This is a genomic window from Marinobacter daepoensis DSM 16072 (assembly GCF_000421165.1).
Classification (GTDB): Bacteria; Pseudomonadota; Gammaproteobacteria; order Pseudomonadales; family Oleiphilaceae; genus Marinobacter; species Marinobacter daepoensis.
On sequence record NZ_ATWI01000010.1, the window covers coordinates 219,470 to 233,085 of the forward strand.

Here is a 13,616-nt window from a genome sequence, read left to right on the forward strand (position 1 = left end):
CTGAAGATAACGGACGACGCTGCCATTGGCAGTGTCGTCCGGAGGCAATGACTGATGAGTGAGCTGTTCTACGATGCGGCCCCCAACGCCACCCGTGTGGCGCCGGAGCGGGCAAAACCAAGGACCTACCCAGCCAGGCCGGAGGAGGTGACTCTGTTCGGCACCTGCGTGGTGGATCTTTTCTTCCCGGAAGCGGGATTGGATGCCATTCGCCTGCTGGAGCGGGAAGGTATCCGCGTGCATTTCCCGCAGGAACAGGCCTGCTGTGGCCAGCCCGCCTGGACGTCCGGCTATGTGAACGAAGCCCGGGAGGTTGCGCGGGCACAGCTCAATCTGCTGGATAACGGGTTGCCGGTGGTGGTGCCATCGGGCTCCTGTGCGGGCATGTTCCGGCAACATTACCGGGAGGTGTTTGCCGATGAGCCGGACACCCTGAAGCGGGTAGACGACCTGGCAGAGCGCACGTATGAACTGACGGAATTCCTGCTGCATGTCTGCAAGGTGGATTGGCAGGATCTGGGGCAGCCTACCCGGATTGCTCTGCATACCTCGTGTTCTGCCCGCCGTGAGATGAATACCCATCTCCATGCCCGGGAATTGCTGGGAAAACTGGCGAACGTCACGCGGCTGGACCACGATCATGAGAGCGAATGCTGTGGTTTTGGCGGTACCTTCTCGGTACGCATGCCGGAGGTCTCCGGGGCCATGGTGCTCGACAAAACCCGTTCCCTCAGGGAATCCGGGGCGGTGGAAATGGTAACGGCGGACGGCGGCTGTCTGCTGAATATCAACGGCTCACTGGAAAAACAGCACCAGGCTTTTCGGGGCCGGCATCTGGCCAGCTTCCTGTGGGAGCGGGTTAGCGGGGAGGCGATGTCATGAGCCAGCGTATACCGGTAACCGAACTCACCGATAGCTTCCGTGGCCGGGCCGTGGGTGCCCTGGCGGATAACCAGTTGCGCACCAATTTCCGGGTCGCCATGGACTCGCTGATGAAAAAGCGGGCTGATGCTTTTCCGGACGAAGAGGAGCGTGAAGGCCTGCGAGAGCTGGGTAACCATATCAAGGCCCGGGCCCTGTCGCGGTTGCCGGATCTGCTGGAGCAACTGGAAGCGAAGCTGACCGCGAACGGTGTGCATGTCCACTGGGCAGAAACCACCGAAGACGCGAACCGGATTGTCCACAGCATCATCGAGGCCCAAAAAGGCACTCAGGTGGTGAAAGGCAAATCCATGGTCAGCGAAGAAATGGAGATGAACGATTTTCTGGCCGAACGAAACATCGAGTGCCTGGAGTCCGACATGGGGGAGTACATCGTTCAGCTGGACGGTGAGAAACCCTCTCACATCATCATGCCCGCGATTCACAAGAATCGGTTTCAGGTCGCCAAACTGTTTCACGACAAACTGGGTGTTGACGAAACCGAAGATGTGAACGAGCTGATCCAGATAGGCCGGCGCACGCTGAGGCAGAAATTCCTGGAGGCGGACGTTGGGGTGTCTGGTGTCAACTTCGCCATTGCTGAAACCGGCACCCTGTTGCTGGTAGAGAACGAAGGTAACGGCCGCATGAGCACGACTGCGCCGCCAGTGCACATTGCCGTGACCGGCATTGAAAAGGTGGTGGAAAACCTGCGGGACGTGGTGCCCCTGCTCTCGTTACTGACCCGGTCGGCGCTGGGGCAGCCGATTACCACGTATGTGAACATGATCTCCGGCCCGCGCAAAGCCGACGAACTGGATGGCCCGGAAGAAGTTCATCTGGTGCTGCTGGACAATGGCCGCAGCGGTGCCTTTGCCGATGCCCAGTTGCGCCAGACTCTGAACTGTATCCGGTGCGGTGCCTGTATGAACCACTGCCCGGTTTATACCCGGGTGGGAGGCCACACCTATGGCGAGGTGTACCCCGGGCCGATTGGTAAGATCATCACGCCGCACATGGTGGGCCTGCACAAAGTCCCGGACCATCCCAGCGCGTCCTCTTTGTGTGGCGCCTGTGGTGAGGTGTGCCCGGTCAAAATTCCCATTCCGGAAATGCTGCAACGACTGCGGCAGGAAAACGTGAAAAGCCCCGCTGAACACCCGAAGGTCAAGGACGGCGGCGCCAAGTACTCCCGCAAAGAGCGAGCCCTCTGGCGGTTCTGGGTCACTCTGAATACCTCGCCGGGGTTTTACCGGTTGTTTCTGTGGGCCGCCACGCGGTTCCGCAAACTGGCCCCAAAAAACGTCGGTCCCTGGACGGAAAATCATACCGCCCCGGTGCCTGCCCGCCGGTCGTTGCATGACCTGGCGAAAGCCCATTTGAATCAGGGAGACCGGTGATGAGTGCTCGCAGCAATATACTGAATAAACTGCGTGCCGGCCTGGCTGGCACTAGCCCCCGGCCGGATGATTTCGATGAAAGCCTGGTAACCCGCCCCTGGCAGTATGCGCCGGAAGACCGGATTACCCGGCTGCGTAGCCTGATGGAGGCGGTGCATACTGAAGTTCACCAACTGACCCGTGCCGAATGGCCCGCCAGGGTTCAGTTGCTGTTGGAGCAGCGTGGTTTGAGCAATCTGCTATACGCGCCGGGGACCGAACATGGTCGGCAGCTGGCGGAGCACTGGCGGCATTCTGCGGCCAAACCGGACCTGCTGGTTTACGACCGGCCAGTGGAAGACTGGAAGGAGGAGTTGTTCTGGAACGTGGACGCCAGCATTACCGGGACGGTGGGCGGCATTGCGGCGACGGGATCGCTGGTGCTCTGGCCGGATCGCCATGAACCGCGCTTGATGAGCCTGTTGCCACCGCTGCACATTGCCCTGCTGAGGGCGAGTGAGGTGGAAGACAATCTCTACGGGATGATGCAGAAGCAGAACTGGTCGGCAGGATTGCCAACGAACCTGTTGCTGGTCTCCGGGCCGTCGAAGACGGCTGATATTGAACAGGTGCTGGCCTACGGGGCCCACGGCCCGAAAGAACTGGTGGTCCTCATCCTTGAGGACGCCTGAGACCTGGGGTTACTTTACCCCAAAGCCTCGCTGATTCAGGAAATCTTTCATGTGCGGCCGGAGCTTGCTGGTGAACAGCGGCATCAGCTGCTCGGACCAGGTGGTCTCCTTGTTGCTGCCGGTGCGCGCCTGGTAGTACTGGCGCATCTCGCTGTCGAAGTGATCCACCAGTGCCTGATCCCGGGAATCGTCGTAGGTATCCTCTTTCAGAATAGCGTCCAGTGGCAGGCGGGGTTTTACCTCCGGAGCCTGATCCGGGTAACCCAGGCACAGGCCAAATACCGGATACACATGGGCCGGAAGATTCAGCAGTTCACTGACGTCCTGCGGGTTGTTGCGAATACCACCGATGTAACAGATACCCAGCCCTTCCGATTCCGCCGCAACGGCAACGTTCTGGGCCATCAGGGCGGTATCAATGCTCGCGACCAGCAGCTGCTCGGTCATCCCGCGTGCCACGTCTGCTCCGGCTCGTTCGGCGGCTTCGGTGGCGCGTTTCATGTCGGCACAGAACACCAGAAAGTCGGAACAACTGGCGATATAGGGCTGGCCGCCGGCCAGTTCGGCTATTTTCTGGCGGTTCTGTGGATTGACCACATGGATAATGGTGTAGGCCTGAACATGGTTCGAGGTGGCCGCTGCCTGCCCGGCGCGGATCAGCTGTTCAAACAGCGCCCGAGGGATCGCCTGATCCTTGAACTTGCGTATGGAACGGTGGGATGTCAGAAGCTCAATGGTGGGGTTCATAGCCTATCGCCTGTCTCATGAAAAGACAGACGATAGCTTGCTCATCAGGGCCGGCACAACCGGACCAAGGTGGGTAATTGTCCGGATGGGCGCCTGAACTCCCATCGAAGGAAGGCGCACCGGGGCGGCGCGCCTTTTGGGTAGATCAGGAATGGCCGGTTACGGAACCATGTCGACCGGTTTTGGTGTCTTGGCCGTGCTTGGCGGCAGCATCGGATAGGTAACCTCGGGAACATTCCCCGTCAGGGTCTTGAGGAAAGCGACGATGGATTTCACTTCGTCATCCTCCAGTTCGGTGCCCAGTTGGGCGGTTCCCATCACGGCCACGGCTTCTTCCAGGCTCCAGACGGCGCCGGAGTGGAAATACGGCGCGGTCAGTTCAATGTTGCGCAGTGGCGAGGCACGGAAGACGTACTCATCCGATGCGGTTTCGGTAACGGCAAAGCGTCCTTTATCGCCTTCGGGCAGGATCTCAGCGCCCGGGCGGGTCACCAGACCAAAGGGGTAGTAGTTCTGCCCCCCCAGATTCACGCCACTGTGGCAGGCGGCGCACCCCCGGTCCATGAACAGGGCCAGTCCTTCTTTTTCTTTGTCGTTCAGGGCATCGGCATTGCCGCGAAGGTACTGATCGAACGGAGCCTCCGGCGTGATCAGAGTCGCTTCATACGCTTCGATGGCGATAGCCATATTATCGAAGCTGACAGGGTCGTCCTGGCCTGGAAACGCGCTTTTAAAACGCTCGATGTACTCGGGCATGCTTTTCAGGGTTGAGACAACCCGGTCTGGCGAACTGCTCATCTCAACGCCAGCCTGTACCGGACCCTTGGCCTGCTCTGCCAGATCGGCCGCGCGGCCGTCCCAGAACTGCGCTGCGTTAAACACCGCGTTGAACACGGTCGGGGAGTTTCGGGGGCCTTTCTGCCAGCCATGGCCAATAGACGTTGGCAATTCATCGTCGCCGCCCAGACCGACGTTGTGGCAGGTATTGCAGCTGATCAGATGGCTGGAAGAGAGGCGCGGTTCAAAGAACAGCATCTTACCAAGCTCCACTTTGGGCTGGGTCAGTTCATTCCCATCGATCACCGGTGGGTATTTCGGAATGGGCTCAAACATGCCGTTTGCCTTTTCCATCAGGTTCTCGGCCATGGCAGAGCCTGATGCAACTCCGAGGCTGAGGGCCAACACTTTCATCATTGGGTGCTTGGTCATATCGCTTTCTCCTTGTGAGAACGGCCTTGTTTCTCTCCGACTCCAAGGTAACAAACTGCTCAAAATGCGCACGCGCAACCGGCCAGAGTTGGCAGCATACTTGATGTTCATCAATTTGCCGGATGGTCTGCATTTTTCGGATGGGGCTGCGGCATTACGCCACGTTGAGGTATGGCGCACCGGGGGTCCATAATACGGTTATAAGGTTATTCTATAGTGGGAGGTGGGTATGAGGTCGTTGTTTATCACATTGCTGTTCTGGTTCGGGTTTGTCGTTTCCGCGCATGGGGAAGCATTGTCCGTTACTCCGGAAGAAACCTGGGCTCTGGTTCAGGAGCAGGGGGAGGACGTCTTGTTCATTGACGTTCGGGACCCGGTTGAAATCATGTTTATCGGCTTTACCGATGCCGTAGACCGAAACATTCCTTTCCAGTTGGTGGATCGCGCTCGCTGGAACGAAGAGAAAGGAGTGTTTGCTATGGACATCAACAAGGACTTTGTCGCGCAGGTGGATGCCGCGCTGAACGGAAAGGGGCTGGACCGGGACGCGCTGATTATCACCATGTGCCGTTCAGGCTCTGCCCGCGGCAAGCCCAGCGCCGATTACCTGCTGGAACGCGGTTTTTCCAACGTGAAGTATGTTGAACATGGTTTTCAGGGAAGCACCGTCAAAGACGGCGATAAAAAAGGTTTTCGCGTGAAAAACGGCTGGCAGAACTCTGGCCTGCCCTGGACGCCCAAAACCAACCCGGAGAAAATCTACCGTCCGTGACCACCAGGATGCCCGCCTGATCTGGGCGGGCATCTTCCTGCCATGCTCGGTACGTTGATCACCCGTTGAGGGAGTCTGTGCTCTCAGAATGTGAATGTTCGGATCTTTCGGTTCAGCATCTGGTCAGCCATGTCCGGTGGCGTGGCAACACCTACGCCGTCCAGCAAATCATCTTTGCTGTGGTCACTGTTGGGTAGGTAAAGTGCACACACACTGACGGTTCCGCCCGCTTTCATCAGTCCACGCAGCATCTGGCCCGGTGTGAGGTTTTTCGGTGCCAGAGCTTCAGATTCATAGTTTCTCAGTGCCAGGTCACCGGCTTTATCGCAAAGCAGCACACTCACCCTGGCCCCCTTCTGGGCCATGGTATTGGACAGCACCATGGCCATGCCCTGAGTCTGCAGAGAGTCACTGGCAAGGATAACCAGCACTTCCTCCAACGGCTTTCCGTTGTTTTTTTCGGCTGCGGCGTTCAGTGGGATGGCAAACAGCAGGGCCAGCATGGCGTTTCGGATCGGGTGTTTCATAGGAGAGCTCCTGAATGATGAAGGTTCGGAGCGCATCCTAGAGTCATTGTATGGGTGGTTTCAGTGACAATGTCACGGTTCTCTGGCCGGGTTCCGGGTACCCCGCTCTTCTTCGGCGCAAACGTTTCCTGAAATATTCTATATCGGTATAACGTTATTCCATTTGTGGTGTTAGGATTTGACATGCATCAATAAGAATCCCCAATCAAATAACGACAAGAGGGCAGAGGCATGAACGGTGAAATCCGGAAGCCAGAGGTGGATAAACGGCACGTGGTGGTGATTGTGGGTGGAGGGGCGGCGGGCATCTCCGCTGCGGCAAGCCTGCACAAGCGTGACCGGAGTCTTGATATTGCCATTGTGGAACCATCTTCCACACATTATTACCAGCCAGGCTGGACCATGGTGGGAGGCGGCGTTTTCAGGCCGGAGGTGACTTCCCGCCCCATGTCGGAGGTTATGCCGGGCTTTGTGTCCTGGTATCAGCAGGCCGTGGCCTCGGTAGAGCCGGATGAGAATCAGGTTCGGCTGGCGGATGGATCGGTGGTGGCTTATCAGGCATTGATTCTGGCTCCGGGCCTGGAGCTGAACTGGTCAGCGATTGATGGCCTGGAAATGGCCCTCGGTTCCCACGGTGTGACCTCCAACTATCGGCAAGGTATGGCGCAGTATACCTGGCAAACCGTGCAGAACCTGGCGCAGGGCACGGCTTTGTTCAGCCAGCCGCCCATTCCGATCAAGTGTGCGGGGGCACCCCAAAAAGCCATGTATCTGTCTGCCGATCACTGGCGGCGCCGTGGTGCCCTGGCGCATATCGACATTCAGTTTCACAACGCGGGGGCTGTCCTGTTTGGCGTGCCCGATTACGTACCGGCGTTGCAGCAATACATCGACAAATACGGCATTCAGGTTCACTTCCAGAGCAATCTGGTGGCGGTCAACGGCCCTGCCCGAAAAGCTACCTTTCAGATGACCGATGCCGAAGGCAATCGCCATGAGCGGGAACAAGCGTTCGATATGTTGCATGCGGTTCCTCCACAGCGTGCGCCGGCGTTTATCCGTGAGTCGGTGCTGGCCAATGATGGGGGCTGGCTGAATCTCGCAGACGACACGCTCCAGCACAAAGCGTATGCCAATATCTTCGGGCTGGGCGATGTCAGTGGTACTGGCAATGCAAAAACCGCTGCGGCTGTTCGGAAACAGGCGCCGGTGGTTGCTGAAAACCTGATTGCGAGCCTTCAGGGCAAGCCGCTGCCGGCGGTGTATCTTGGTTATGGCTCCTGCCCTCTGACCGTGGAGAACGGGCGTATTGTCCTGGCTGAGTTTGGCTATAACGGTGTGTTGCAACCAACCTTTCCTCAGTGGGTCAATGATGGTACCCGGGCGACTCGTGCGGCGTGGTGGCTCAAAGCCAAACAATTGCCCGCTCTGTACTGGCATGTGATGCTGAAAGGACGGGAGTGGCTGGCCAAACCCGCAACGCGCGATGCCCGTTGAGGGCCTCGGTCAACCTCTGGTGGAGGGGCTTCAGCCCCTCCCGCCAGTTCGGCGTCGTCGTTTTTCATAGTAAATAATTTCAAGACCCAGACGTTCTATTTGCATATCCTATGACTGGCATAAATTTTAATATTCGTTATTGATATATGCTTATTCTTTTTTGTGTGTTCTACTGAAGCTGTGAGTGAGCGAAAGCATTCCCGGGAAGAGGGCGTGACGACGCAAGTATTGGATAGGGGGGCACCCTGGTGTGTTATGGGTGGCTTTCCCCGGACGTTTTGCTACATGATGTTTGAGGTGGAGATGCGCACAATGAAGATACATTTTCTTGAACCAGGCTTTGCAGTGGCGGATGCCGTGTCTCCGGAAGATTTTTCTGAGGTTCGTCGCCAGGGGTTCCGGACGGTGATTTGTAATCGTCGTGCGGGCGAAGATGGCCATGAAAGTGAAGCGGTGTTCCGGCAAGCGGCGGCCGATCATGATCTGCAATGGTTTTGTGTCCCGGTTGCGGCGGGCGAATACACCGATCAGGATGTCGATGCCTTTGGCCGAGTGCTCGATTCTGCGCCTGCACCGATTCTGGGATTCTGCCGTACCGGCCGACGGGCGGTGCACTTGTGGGCCCAGTCACGTGCGCGGAGTCCGCAATGTAACATTCCTATGTTACTTAAGGCTGCCCATGAGGCCGGCCATGAAACCCAGCCTATTGAAGCGTTAATAAGCAACACCACACAGGTGGAAACCCCGACAGGAGATATGAAATGACTATCCGTCTTGGACAGATTGCCCCTGATTTTAACGTAGAGACCACGAAAGGCCCCATGAGCTTTCACCAGTGGGCAGGCGATGCCTGGGTCTTTTTTTTCAGCCACCCGGCTGACTTCACTCCGGTGTGTACCACGGAGATGGGGCGCACGGCTCAGCTGGCGGAAGAGTTTGCTGCACGCAATGTGAAGCCGCTTGGTTTGTCGACTGACTCTGTGGCAGAGCATCTGAAGTGGATTGATGACGTCAACGATACCCAGAGCTGCGACCTGCAGTTCCCGATCGTTGCGGACGAAGATCACAAGATTGCCGAGCTCTACGAGATGATTCACCCCGGTGAAAGTGAAACGGCTGCTGTTCGCAGTGTGTTCATCATCGACCCGGACAAAAAAGTACGTCTGACCATGACGTATCCGATGGCAGTTGGCCGTAACTTTGATGAAATCCTGCGGGCCATTGATGCGCTCCAGACGGCAGATGCCAACAGTTGTGCTCTGCCAGCCGACTGGGAGAAAGGCGACGAGGTCATTATCCCGCCGTCCATCACCAATGAGAAGGCAAAAGAGATGTTCCCGCAAGGCTGGGACGAGCTGCGCCCCTACTTGCGCCTGACCAAAATCTGAGTCCAGGCGAAGCCGGGATAAGGGCCTCTTCCCCTCAAGGGAGGGGGCTTTTTTTCCTGGTGGATGCCTCGACGTCCTGGCCGACACGCTCTATAATTCGCGCTCTCCGCAGGAGAGAGAGCCGGCCAGGCTCCGCCGAAGGCGCAAACTCCCATAAACGCTCAGGCACACGTACTGCGGTTTTCAGATAACGCCGACTGGAGAGAGGCTGCGCAGGCAGTCCACCGAAGGGGCAAGCAGAGCCGCGCTCTGTAAACTCTCAGGTATCAGGGACAGGGGGAGAGGCCACAGAAACGCAGGAGTCCTGTGTGCTGACCTCTATCTATATGATTGCCATTACGGCGGAAGCCATGTCCGGTGCCCTGGCGGCCGGGCGCAGAAACATGGACCTTTTCGGTGTTGCCCTCATTGCATTTCTGACCGCGCTCGGCGGAGGCACCGTTCGGGACATTCTGCTCGGGAACTTTCCGGTTACCTGGACCCAACACCCCCGTTATATTTACATGACCATTGCCGGCGGCCTGATGACCATCGTGATTGCGCGGTTCATGCGCCACCTGCACCAACTGTTTCTGGTGCTCGATGCGATTGGCCTGGTGGCTTTTACGGTGATTGGCTGCAATGTTGCGCTCAAGCTAGGGTATGACACGGTGGTGGTGGTGATGTCTGGCATCACCACGGGCATTTTCGGTGGCATCCTGCGGGACATCATGTGCAACCGGACGCCTCAGGTTTTACGTCATGAGCTCTATGCCAGTGTCTCTCTGGTGGTGGCGTTGCTGTACCTTGCCCTGCTGAGTCATGGGGTAACCGAGAATATTACCCTGCTGGCGGCCTTCAGCGTTGGGCTGCTTTTGCGGATGGCGGCGATCCACTGGAAAGTGTCTCTGCCCGTGTTCCGTTATTCACAGGATCGCTGGGACTGAGCTGTCTCAGCCATTGAGTCCGGCAATCAGAGCGCCCAGGACAGCGACAGGGTTCCGAAGCTGAAGTTGTCCTGATTGCGTTGTTCCTCGCCGGTCGAGGCTCTCAGAATCAGGGCCGCCTGAAGCCTGTCCCATTGCCAGGTTCCGCCCAGCCCAATCTGCGCCAGGAACGGATCTTCCTTGAAGCGGTAGTCGTCCGCGTTATCTTCCAGATACGAATAAGCAATGTACTCAACACCCAGACCAATGAAGACCGACCAGGCCGTGGCACTCTCGCTGAAGGAACCCGGGAGCGCAATGGTCGGGGCGGTGCCCGCGTAGTCCGGAATGAAGTTGGTTGGCAGGTGGCGGCCCAGGCGCCAGATCAGGCCGGTGTTGGCCGTCGTCCGGAAATTTGACAGCACGGCGGAGCCAACCACCGACAGTTGCTGTTCGATGTCCCCCGTTTGTCCGGCGTGCAGCAACTTGCGCCCGTGTGCTGCCTGCAGACCGCCGATGACATCAGTGCCCAGTTGATTGTCCCAGCCTCGCGGGTCTTCGCTGCCGGTGACTTTGTGTACCCATTTCTGGATGGCTTCAGCGCCACTTTCCGGGCCTACCACGCCGAGATGCCCGCCGAACCCGGTCACGGTGTCGTCGTTCCAGCTCCAGAGCGTGCCGCTCAGTGACAGGTGGCCAGCGTAAGGCATGTCGTCCAGCTGGGGCTCTTTTCGGTTGATGTCTTCAGGGGTGACCATCAACTGCCGCAGGCTGAAACTGACCGCGTGCTGGTTGGCCGGGTCGCCCACGCCGGGCAGAAACGTCAGTCCGTCCCGGGCTGCCCGGGCGAGACTGGCGGACCCTTGATTGCCGGCCTCCGCCGCGGAGGTGAGGTAGGACAGTCGAACGCCATTGGTGTAACCTCGGTCGCTGCCGGTGAACAGATCGTTGTCCCAGGCGATATTGAACACATCGGCCTGCAGAGGCAGCGGTACAAACAAAAGGCACAGACTGATTCGGGCAACGCATGTTTTGACGGTCATGGGAACGCTCCGGTCTTTACTCCCGGTTCAGCTCGTAAACGGCCATGTTGACAGCCGACGCCAGGTTCAGGGATTCAATGGCGGCCGCACCGGGAATGGTGTAGGGCCGGGCGCCAAGTAGGGTCAGGGCTTCCCGGGGGATACCCCGCGCTTCATTGCCGAACAGGTAACAATCGTGGTGCTGGAAGTCGGGCGCAGTGAGGCGTTCTCCGCCGATATCCAGGCAGGCCACCCGGGAGAAACGCTCGCTCAGTGTGTCCAGGGGAACGTCAGTTTCCAGAGGCACGTGAAAGATGGCCCCCATGCTGGAGCGCACCACCTTCGGGTTGAATGGGTCCACACAGCCCGGGCTCAGCAGACACCGGAATCCACCAAACCAGGCAAGGGTGCGGAGGATGGTACCCAGATTTCCGGGGTCCTGGATTTCATGGAGATAAATGGCTTTTCCCGGTCCGGAAGCGTCTCCTGAAGGAGGTAGCGGCACCACCGCCAGGATGCCTTGCGGAGAGCGGGTATCGGCCAGTTGGGCCATCTGCCGCTCCGTGACCACCTGCTTGGGCCATGGGCTTGGCCAGCTCTCATACGCTCCGCTGACATACAGCTCGGCCTGTCGCCAATGCGACATCTGTTTCCCAGCTTTCTCCAGCTCCAGCACCAGGTGTTCGCCCTCCACCACGAAGTGTCCGAGAGACTGACGATATTTCTTCTGATGCAGCTTCTTGATGTCATCCAGTTTCACTGGTTCGGGTTCCGTGCGGCTGGGTGGATTGGGGCGTGAACAGTCCGTTCATTGTACTGGTGTACCGGGCGCTTGTCAGGAACGGGTGGCTTTTGCGACGGTGCGGGTGGCGGCGTACAATGCGTTGTTTCACGGCAGTAAACAGAAGGCTTCCATGGCTCGCTCGAAAAGCAGTAACCGTTGGCTCGAAGAGCACGTAAACGATCCCTTTGTAAAGCAGGCCCAGCAGGACGGCTACCGCTCCCGTGCCAGCTACAAACTTCTGGAGATCAATAACAAGGACCGGCTGATCAAGCCTACCGATCTGGTGGTGGATCTGGGCTCGGCACCGGGTGGCTGGTCCCAGGTGGCGGCTAAACTGGTGGGGCACAAGGGCCGTGTGGTGGCGTCGGATATCCTGCCGATGGACCCCATTGCAGGGGTCGAGTTTATACAGGGCGATTTCACCGAGCAGGATGTCTTTGATCAGATCATGACAATACTGGACGGTGCCCGCGCCGACGTTGTGATTTCAGACATGGCTCCCAACATCAGTGGCGTGAACGCGGCTGACCAGGCAGCGTCCATGTATCTGGTGGAGCTGGCCCTGGATATGGCGTGTCAGATTCTCAAACCAAAAGGCAGCTTTGTCGCCAAGGTGTTTCATGGTGAGGGCTACGATGAGTATGTGAAGGCGGTGCGCGATGCCTTCAACAAAGTGGTTGTGCGAAAACCGGATTCTTCACGGGCCAGGTCCCGGGAAGTCTATCTGGTGGCGACAGGGTTTAAGGGCCGCTGAGCCGGTTTTTACACGTCAACGCCCACAGACAGGAGGTCAATTTGGCGGAGCAAGAGCAGCAACGAGTTTTGATTCTGGTGACCAGTGGGCCAAGCACGCCCGCCCGGTGTGCGGCCCCGTTTCATACGGCGACCCTGCTGGCGTGCCTGGATGCAGAGGTCACGCTGTATCTGACCGGTGAGGCCACTGAACTTGCCCGTCCTGGTGTGGCAGAGCAACTTTTTCCGGAGGCAAATGGCCAGCCGGTTATCCATTTTATTCGTCAGGCCAAACAGATGGGAGCCCGGTTATTGCTGTGCCGGAAGCCGCCCTTGCCGGGCCAGACGAAACCGGCGGACCAGCCGTTGATACCTGAGGTGGATGATTACGGCAGTGGCGGCGAAATGGCCGCCATGATCCTTGAATACGAGCGGGTTCTTTCACTATGAATCTTGACGGATTGAGTTTTCCTGATGATCTCTGGTACGCCCCGGCGCACAATCTGTGGTTGCGGGAGGAACCAGCAGGAGAGGTCACTCTGGGGCTGAGTGCCTATGGGGCCGCCCTGTACGGTGATATTTTTGCCTTCACGCCGAAACGGGTGGGGATGCACATTCCGGTGGATCGCAGCTTTGGTGTTGTGGAGTTTGCCAAAGCGGCGGCCTCGGCGAAGTCACCCATTGCCGGCACCGTAACCGCTCATAACGAGGTTTTGCTCCAACGACCGGTGTTGATGACTCGGGACGGGTATGGTGAGGGCTGGATGATCCGGATGCTGCCTGATGACTGGGCGACGGCTTGCCAGTCTTTACTGCAGGGTGAACAGGCTGTCGCGGCCTTTGTCCGGCAGGCACAGCGCGATGGTTTTGATCCCGGGGATGATAGCGTTCAGGCCCTCAAACGGCAGTTATGACCCAAAGCGGACTGGTGGCGGGTGAATTGGCGGAGGGCAGTGGGAGTCGAACCCACCCAGGAACGGCTGCCGTCCCCAACCGGATTTGAAGTCCGGCCACACCACCGGATGTGATTGCCCTCCATAG

General features: G+C 58.3%; 16 protein-coding genes, 1 tRNA gene and 2 riboswitches. Of the genes, 11 read left to right on the forward strand and 6 right to left on the reverse strand.

Annotation, left to right across the window (positions count from 1 at the left end):
• Positions 1 to 54: 54 nt before the first annotated feature.
• From K325_RS0110860 to K325_RS0110870, 3 genes are read left to right on the forward strand one after another with little or no spacing between them, the layout of a single operon-like run.
• A complete protein-coding gene (locus K325_RS0110860; protein WP_029654294.1) occupies positions 55 to 882 on the forward strand; it encodes a (Fe-S)-binding protein in 828 nt (275 codons plus the stop codon).
• Complete coding sequence (locus tag K325_RS0110865; protein ID WP_029654295.1) at positions 879 to 2,321, forward strand: LutB/LldF family L-lactate oxidation iron-sulfur protein; 1,443 nt, start codon at positions 879 to 881, stop codon at positions 2,319 to 2,321. Before K325_RS0110860 ends, K325_RS0110865 begins: the two co-directional genes overlap by 4 nt.
• A complete protein-coding gene (locus K325_RS0110870) occupies positions 2,321 to 2,992 on the forward strand; it encodes a LutC/YkgG family protein (RefSeq protein WP_029654296.1) in 672 nt (223 codons plus the stop codon). The genes K325_RS0110865 and K325_RS0110870 overlap by 1 nt, the downstream gene beginning before the upstream one ends.
• A gap of 9 nt (positions 2,993 to 3,001) precedes the next feature.
• On the opposite strand, the gene nfsA is transcribed toward K325_RS0110870, so the two are convergent.
• Entirely contained in the window at positions 3,002 to 3,739 is a 738-nt protein-coding gene (gene nfsA, locus K325_RS0110875) for an oxygen-insensitive NADPH nitroreductase (protein ID WP_029654297.1), read from the reverse strand.
• Positions 3,740 to 3,898: 159 nt separating this feature from the next.
• Complete coding sequence (locus K325_RS0110880; RefSeq protein WP_029654298.1) at positions 3,899 to 4,948, reverse strand: cytochrome-c peroxidase; 1,050 nt, start codon at positions 4,946 to 4,948, stop codon at positions 3,899 to 3,901.
• A gap of 229 nt (positions 4,949 to 5,177) precedes the next feature.
• Between K325_RS0110880 and K325_RS0110885 the strand changes: the two genes are divergently transcribed.
• Entirely contained in the window at positions 5,178 to 5,720 is a 543-nt protein-coding gene (locus K325_RS0110885; RefSeq protein WP_029654299.1) for a rhodanese-like domain-containing protein, read from the forward strand.
• An 83-nt stretch (positions 5,721 to 5,803) separates the two neighbouring features.
• On the opposite strand, the gene K325_RS0110890 is transcribed toward K325_RS0110885, so the two are convergent.
• Positions 5,804 to 6,247, reverse strand: coding sequence for a DsrE family protein (locus K325_RS0110890; RefSeq protein ID WP_029654300.1), 444 nt, complete (start codon positions 6,245 to 6,247; stop codon positions 5,804 to 5,806).
• A 231-nt stretch (positions 6,248 to 6,478) separates the two neighbouring features.
• Between K325_RS0110890 and K325_RS0110895 the strand changes: the two genes are divergently transcribed.
• The 4 genes from K325_RS0110895 to K325_RS0110910 all read left to right on the forward strand — a co-directional run bounded on the left by K325_RS0110895 (position 6,479) and on the right by K325_RS0110910 (position 10,058).
• Complete coding sequence (locus tag K325_RS0110895) at positions 6,479 to 7,744, forward strand: NAD(P)/FAD-dependent oxidoreductase (RefSeq protein ID WP_051146624.1); 1,266 nt, start codon at positions 6,479 to 6,481, stop codon at positions 7,742 to 7,744.
• 312 nt (positions 7,745 to 8,056) lie between these two features.
• Positions 8,057 to 8,509 carry a protein tyrosine phosphatase family protein gene (locus K325_RS0110900; RefSeq protein WP_029654302.1) on the forward strand — a complete coding sequence of 151 codons (453 nt, stop codon included), beginning with the start codon at positions 8,057 to 8,059 and terminating at the stop codon, positions 8,507 to 8,509.
• Complete coding sequence (locus K325_RS0110905; RefSeq protein WP_029654303.1) at positions 8,506 to 9,132, forward strand: peroxiredoxin; 627 nt, start codon at positions 8,506 to 8,508, stop codon at positions 9,130 to 9,132. Before K325_RS0110900 ends, K325_RS0110905 begins: the two co-directional genes overlap by 4 nt.
• A gap of 99 nt (positions 9,133 to 9,231) precedes the next feature.
• Positions 9,232 to 9,319: riboswitch (glycine riboswitch) on the forward strand.
• Positions 9,320 to 9,418: riboswitch (glycine riboswitch) on the forward strand.
• A 40-nt stretch (positions 9,419 to 9,458) separates the two neighbouring features.
• Positions 9,459 to 10,058 (forward strand): trimeric intracellular cation channel family protein, encoded by a 600-nt coding sequence (locus K325_RS0110910; protein WP_228128445.1) that lies wholly within the window; start codon positions 9,459 to 9,461, stop codon positions 10,056 to 10,058.
• Positions 10,059 to 10,084: 26 nt separating this feature from the next.
• Here the strand turns inward: K325_RS0110910 and K325_RS0110915 are convergent, their stop codons facing one another.
• Together K325_RS0110915 and K325_RS0110920 are read right to left on the reverse strand one after the other, a co-directional pair.
• Complete coding sequence (locus K325_RS0110915) at positions 10,085 to 11,080, reverse strand: lipid A deacylase LpxR family protein (protein WP_029654305.1); 996 nt, start codon at positions 11,078 to 11,080, stop codon at positions 10,085 to 10,087.
• Positions 11,081 to 11,096: 16 nt separating this feature from the next.
• Positions 11,097 to 11,819 carry a TrmH family RNA methyltransferase gene (locus K325_RS0110920; RefSeq protein ID WP_029654306.1) on the reverse strand — a complete coding sequence of 241 codons (723 nt, stop codon included), beginning with the start codon at positions 11,817 to 11,819 and terminating at the stop codon, positions 11,097 to 11,099.
• A 154-nt stretch (positions 11,820 to 11,973) separates the two neighbouring features.
• On the opposite strand from K325_RS0110920, the gene rlmE reads away from it, so the two are divergent.
• The 3 genes from rlmE to K325_RS0110935 are packed head-to-tail and all read left to right on the forward strand — an operon-like array spanning position 11,974 to position 13,489.
• Positions 11,974 to 12,597, forward strand: a complete 624-nt coding sequence (gene rlmE, locus K325_RS0110925; RefSeq protein WP_029654307.1) for a 23S rRNA (uridine(2552)-2'-O)-methyltransferase RlmE — start codon at positions 11,974 to 11,976, stop codon at positions 12,595 to 12,597.
• A 41-nt stretch (positions 12,598 to 12,638) separates the two neighbouring features.
• Complete coding sequence (locus K325_RS0110930; RefSeq protein WP_029654308.1) at positions 12,639 to 13,025, forward strand: DsrE family protein; 387 nt, start codon at positions 12,639 to 12,641, stop codon at positions 13,023 to 13,025.
• Positions 13,022 to 13,489 (forward strand): glycine cleavage system protein H, encoded by a 468-nt coding sequence (locus tag K325_RS0110935; RefSeq protein WP_029654309.1) that lies wholly within the window; start codon positions 13,022 to 13,024, stop codon positions 13,487 to 13,489. The genes K325_RS0110930 and K325_RS0110935 overlap by 4 nt, the downstream gene beginning before the upstream one ends.
• Before the next feature lie 27 nt (positions 13,490 to 13,516).
• Here K325_RS0110935 and K325_RS0110940 read toward each other — a convergent pair.
• A tRNA-Sec gene (locus tag K325_RS0110940) sits at positions 13,517 to 13,612 on the reverse strand.
• Positions 13,613 to 13,616 lie beyond the last annotated feature (4 nt).

Coding starts and splice junctions, on each gene's coding strand:
- K325_RS0110860 (WP_029654294.1), top strand. CDS start 55: ATGAGTGAGCTGTTCTACGATGCGGCCCCCAACGCCACCCGTGTGGCG.
- K325_RS0110865 (WP_029654295.1), top strand. CDS start 879: ATGAGCCAGCGTATACCGGTAACCGAACTCACCGATAGCTTCCGTGGC.
- K325_RS0110870 (WP_029654296.1), top strand. CDS start 2,321: ATGAGTGCTCGCAGCAATATACTGAATAAACTGCGTGCCGGCCTGGCT.
- nfsA (WP_029654297.1), bottom strand. CDS start 3,739: ATGAACCCCACCATTGAGCTTCTGACATCCCACCGTTCCATACGCAAG.
- K325_RS0110880 (WP_029654298.1), bottom strand. CDS start 4,948: ATGACCAAGCACCCAATGATGAAAGTGTTGGCCCTCAGCCTCGGAGTT.
- K325_RS0110885 (WP_029654299.1), top strand. CDS start 5,178: ATGAGGTCGTTGTTTATCACATTGCTGTTCTGGTTCGGGTTTGTCGTT.
- K325_RS0110890 (WP_029654300.1), bottom strand. CDS start 6,247: ATGAAACACCCGATCCGAAACGCCATGCTGGCCCTGCTGTTTGCCATC.
- K325_RS0110895 (WP_051146624.1), top strand. CDS start 6,479: ATGAACGGTGAAATCCGGAAGCCAGAGGTGGATAAACGGCACGTGGTG.
- K325_RS0110900 (WP_029654302.1), top strand. CDS start 8,057: ATGAAGATACATTTTCTTGAACCAGGCTTTGCAGTGGCGGATGCCGTG.
- K325_RS0110905 (WP_029654303.1), top strand. CDS start 8,506: ATGACTATCCGTCTTGGACAGATTGCCCCTGATTTTAACGTAGAGACC.
- K325_RS0110910 (WP_228128445.1), top strand. CDS start 9,459: ATGATTGCCATTACGGCGGAAGCCATGTCCGGTGCCCTGGCGGCCGGG.
- K325_RS0110915 (WP_029654305.1), bottom strand. CDS start 11,080: ATGACCGTCAAAACATGCGTTGCCCGAATCAGTCTGTGCCTTTTGTTT.
- rlmE (WP_029654307.1), top strand. CDS start 11,974: ATGGCTCGCTCGAAAAGCAGTAACCGTTGGCTCGAAGAGCACGTAAAC.
- K325_RS0110935 (WP_029654309.1), top strand. CDS start 13,022: ATGAATCTTGACGGATTGAGTTTTCCTGATGATCTCTGGTACGCCCCG.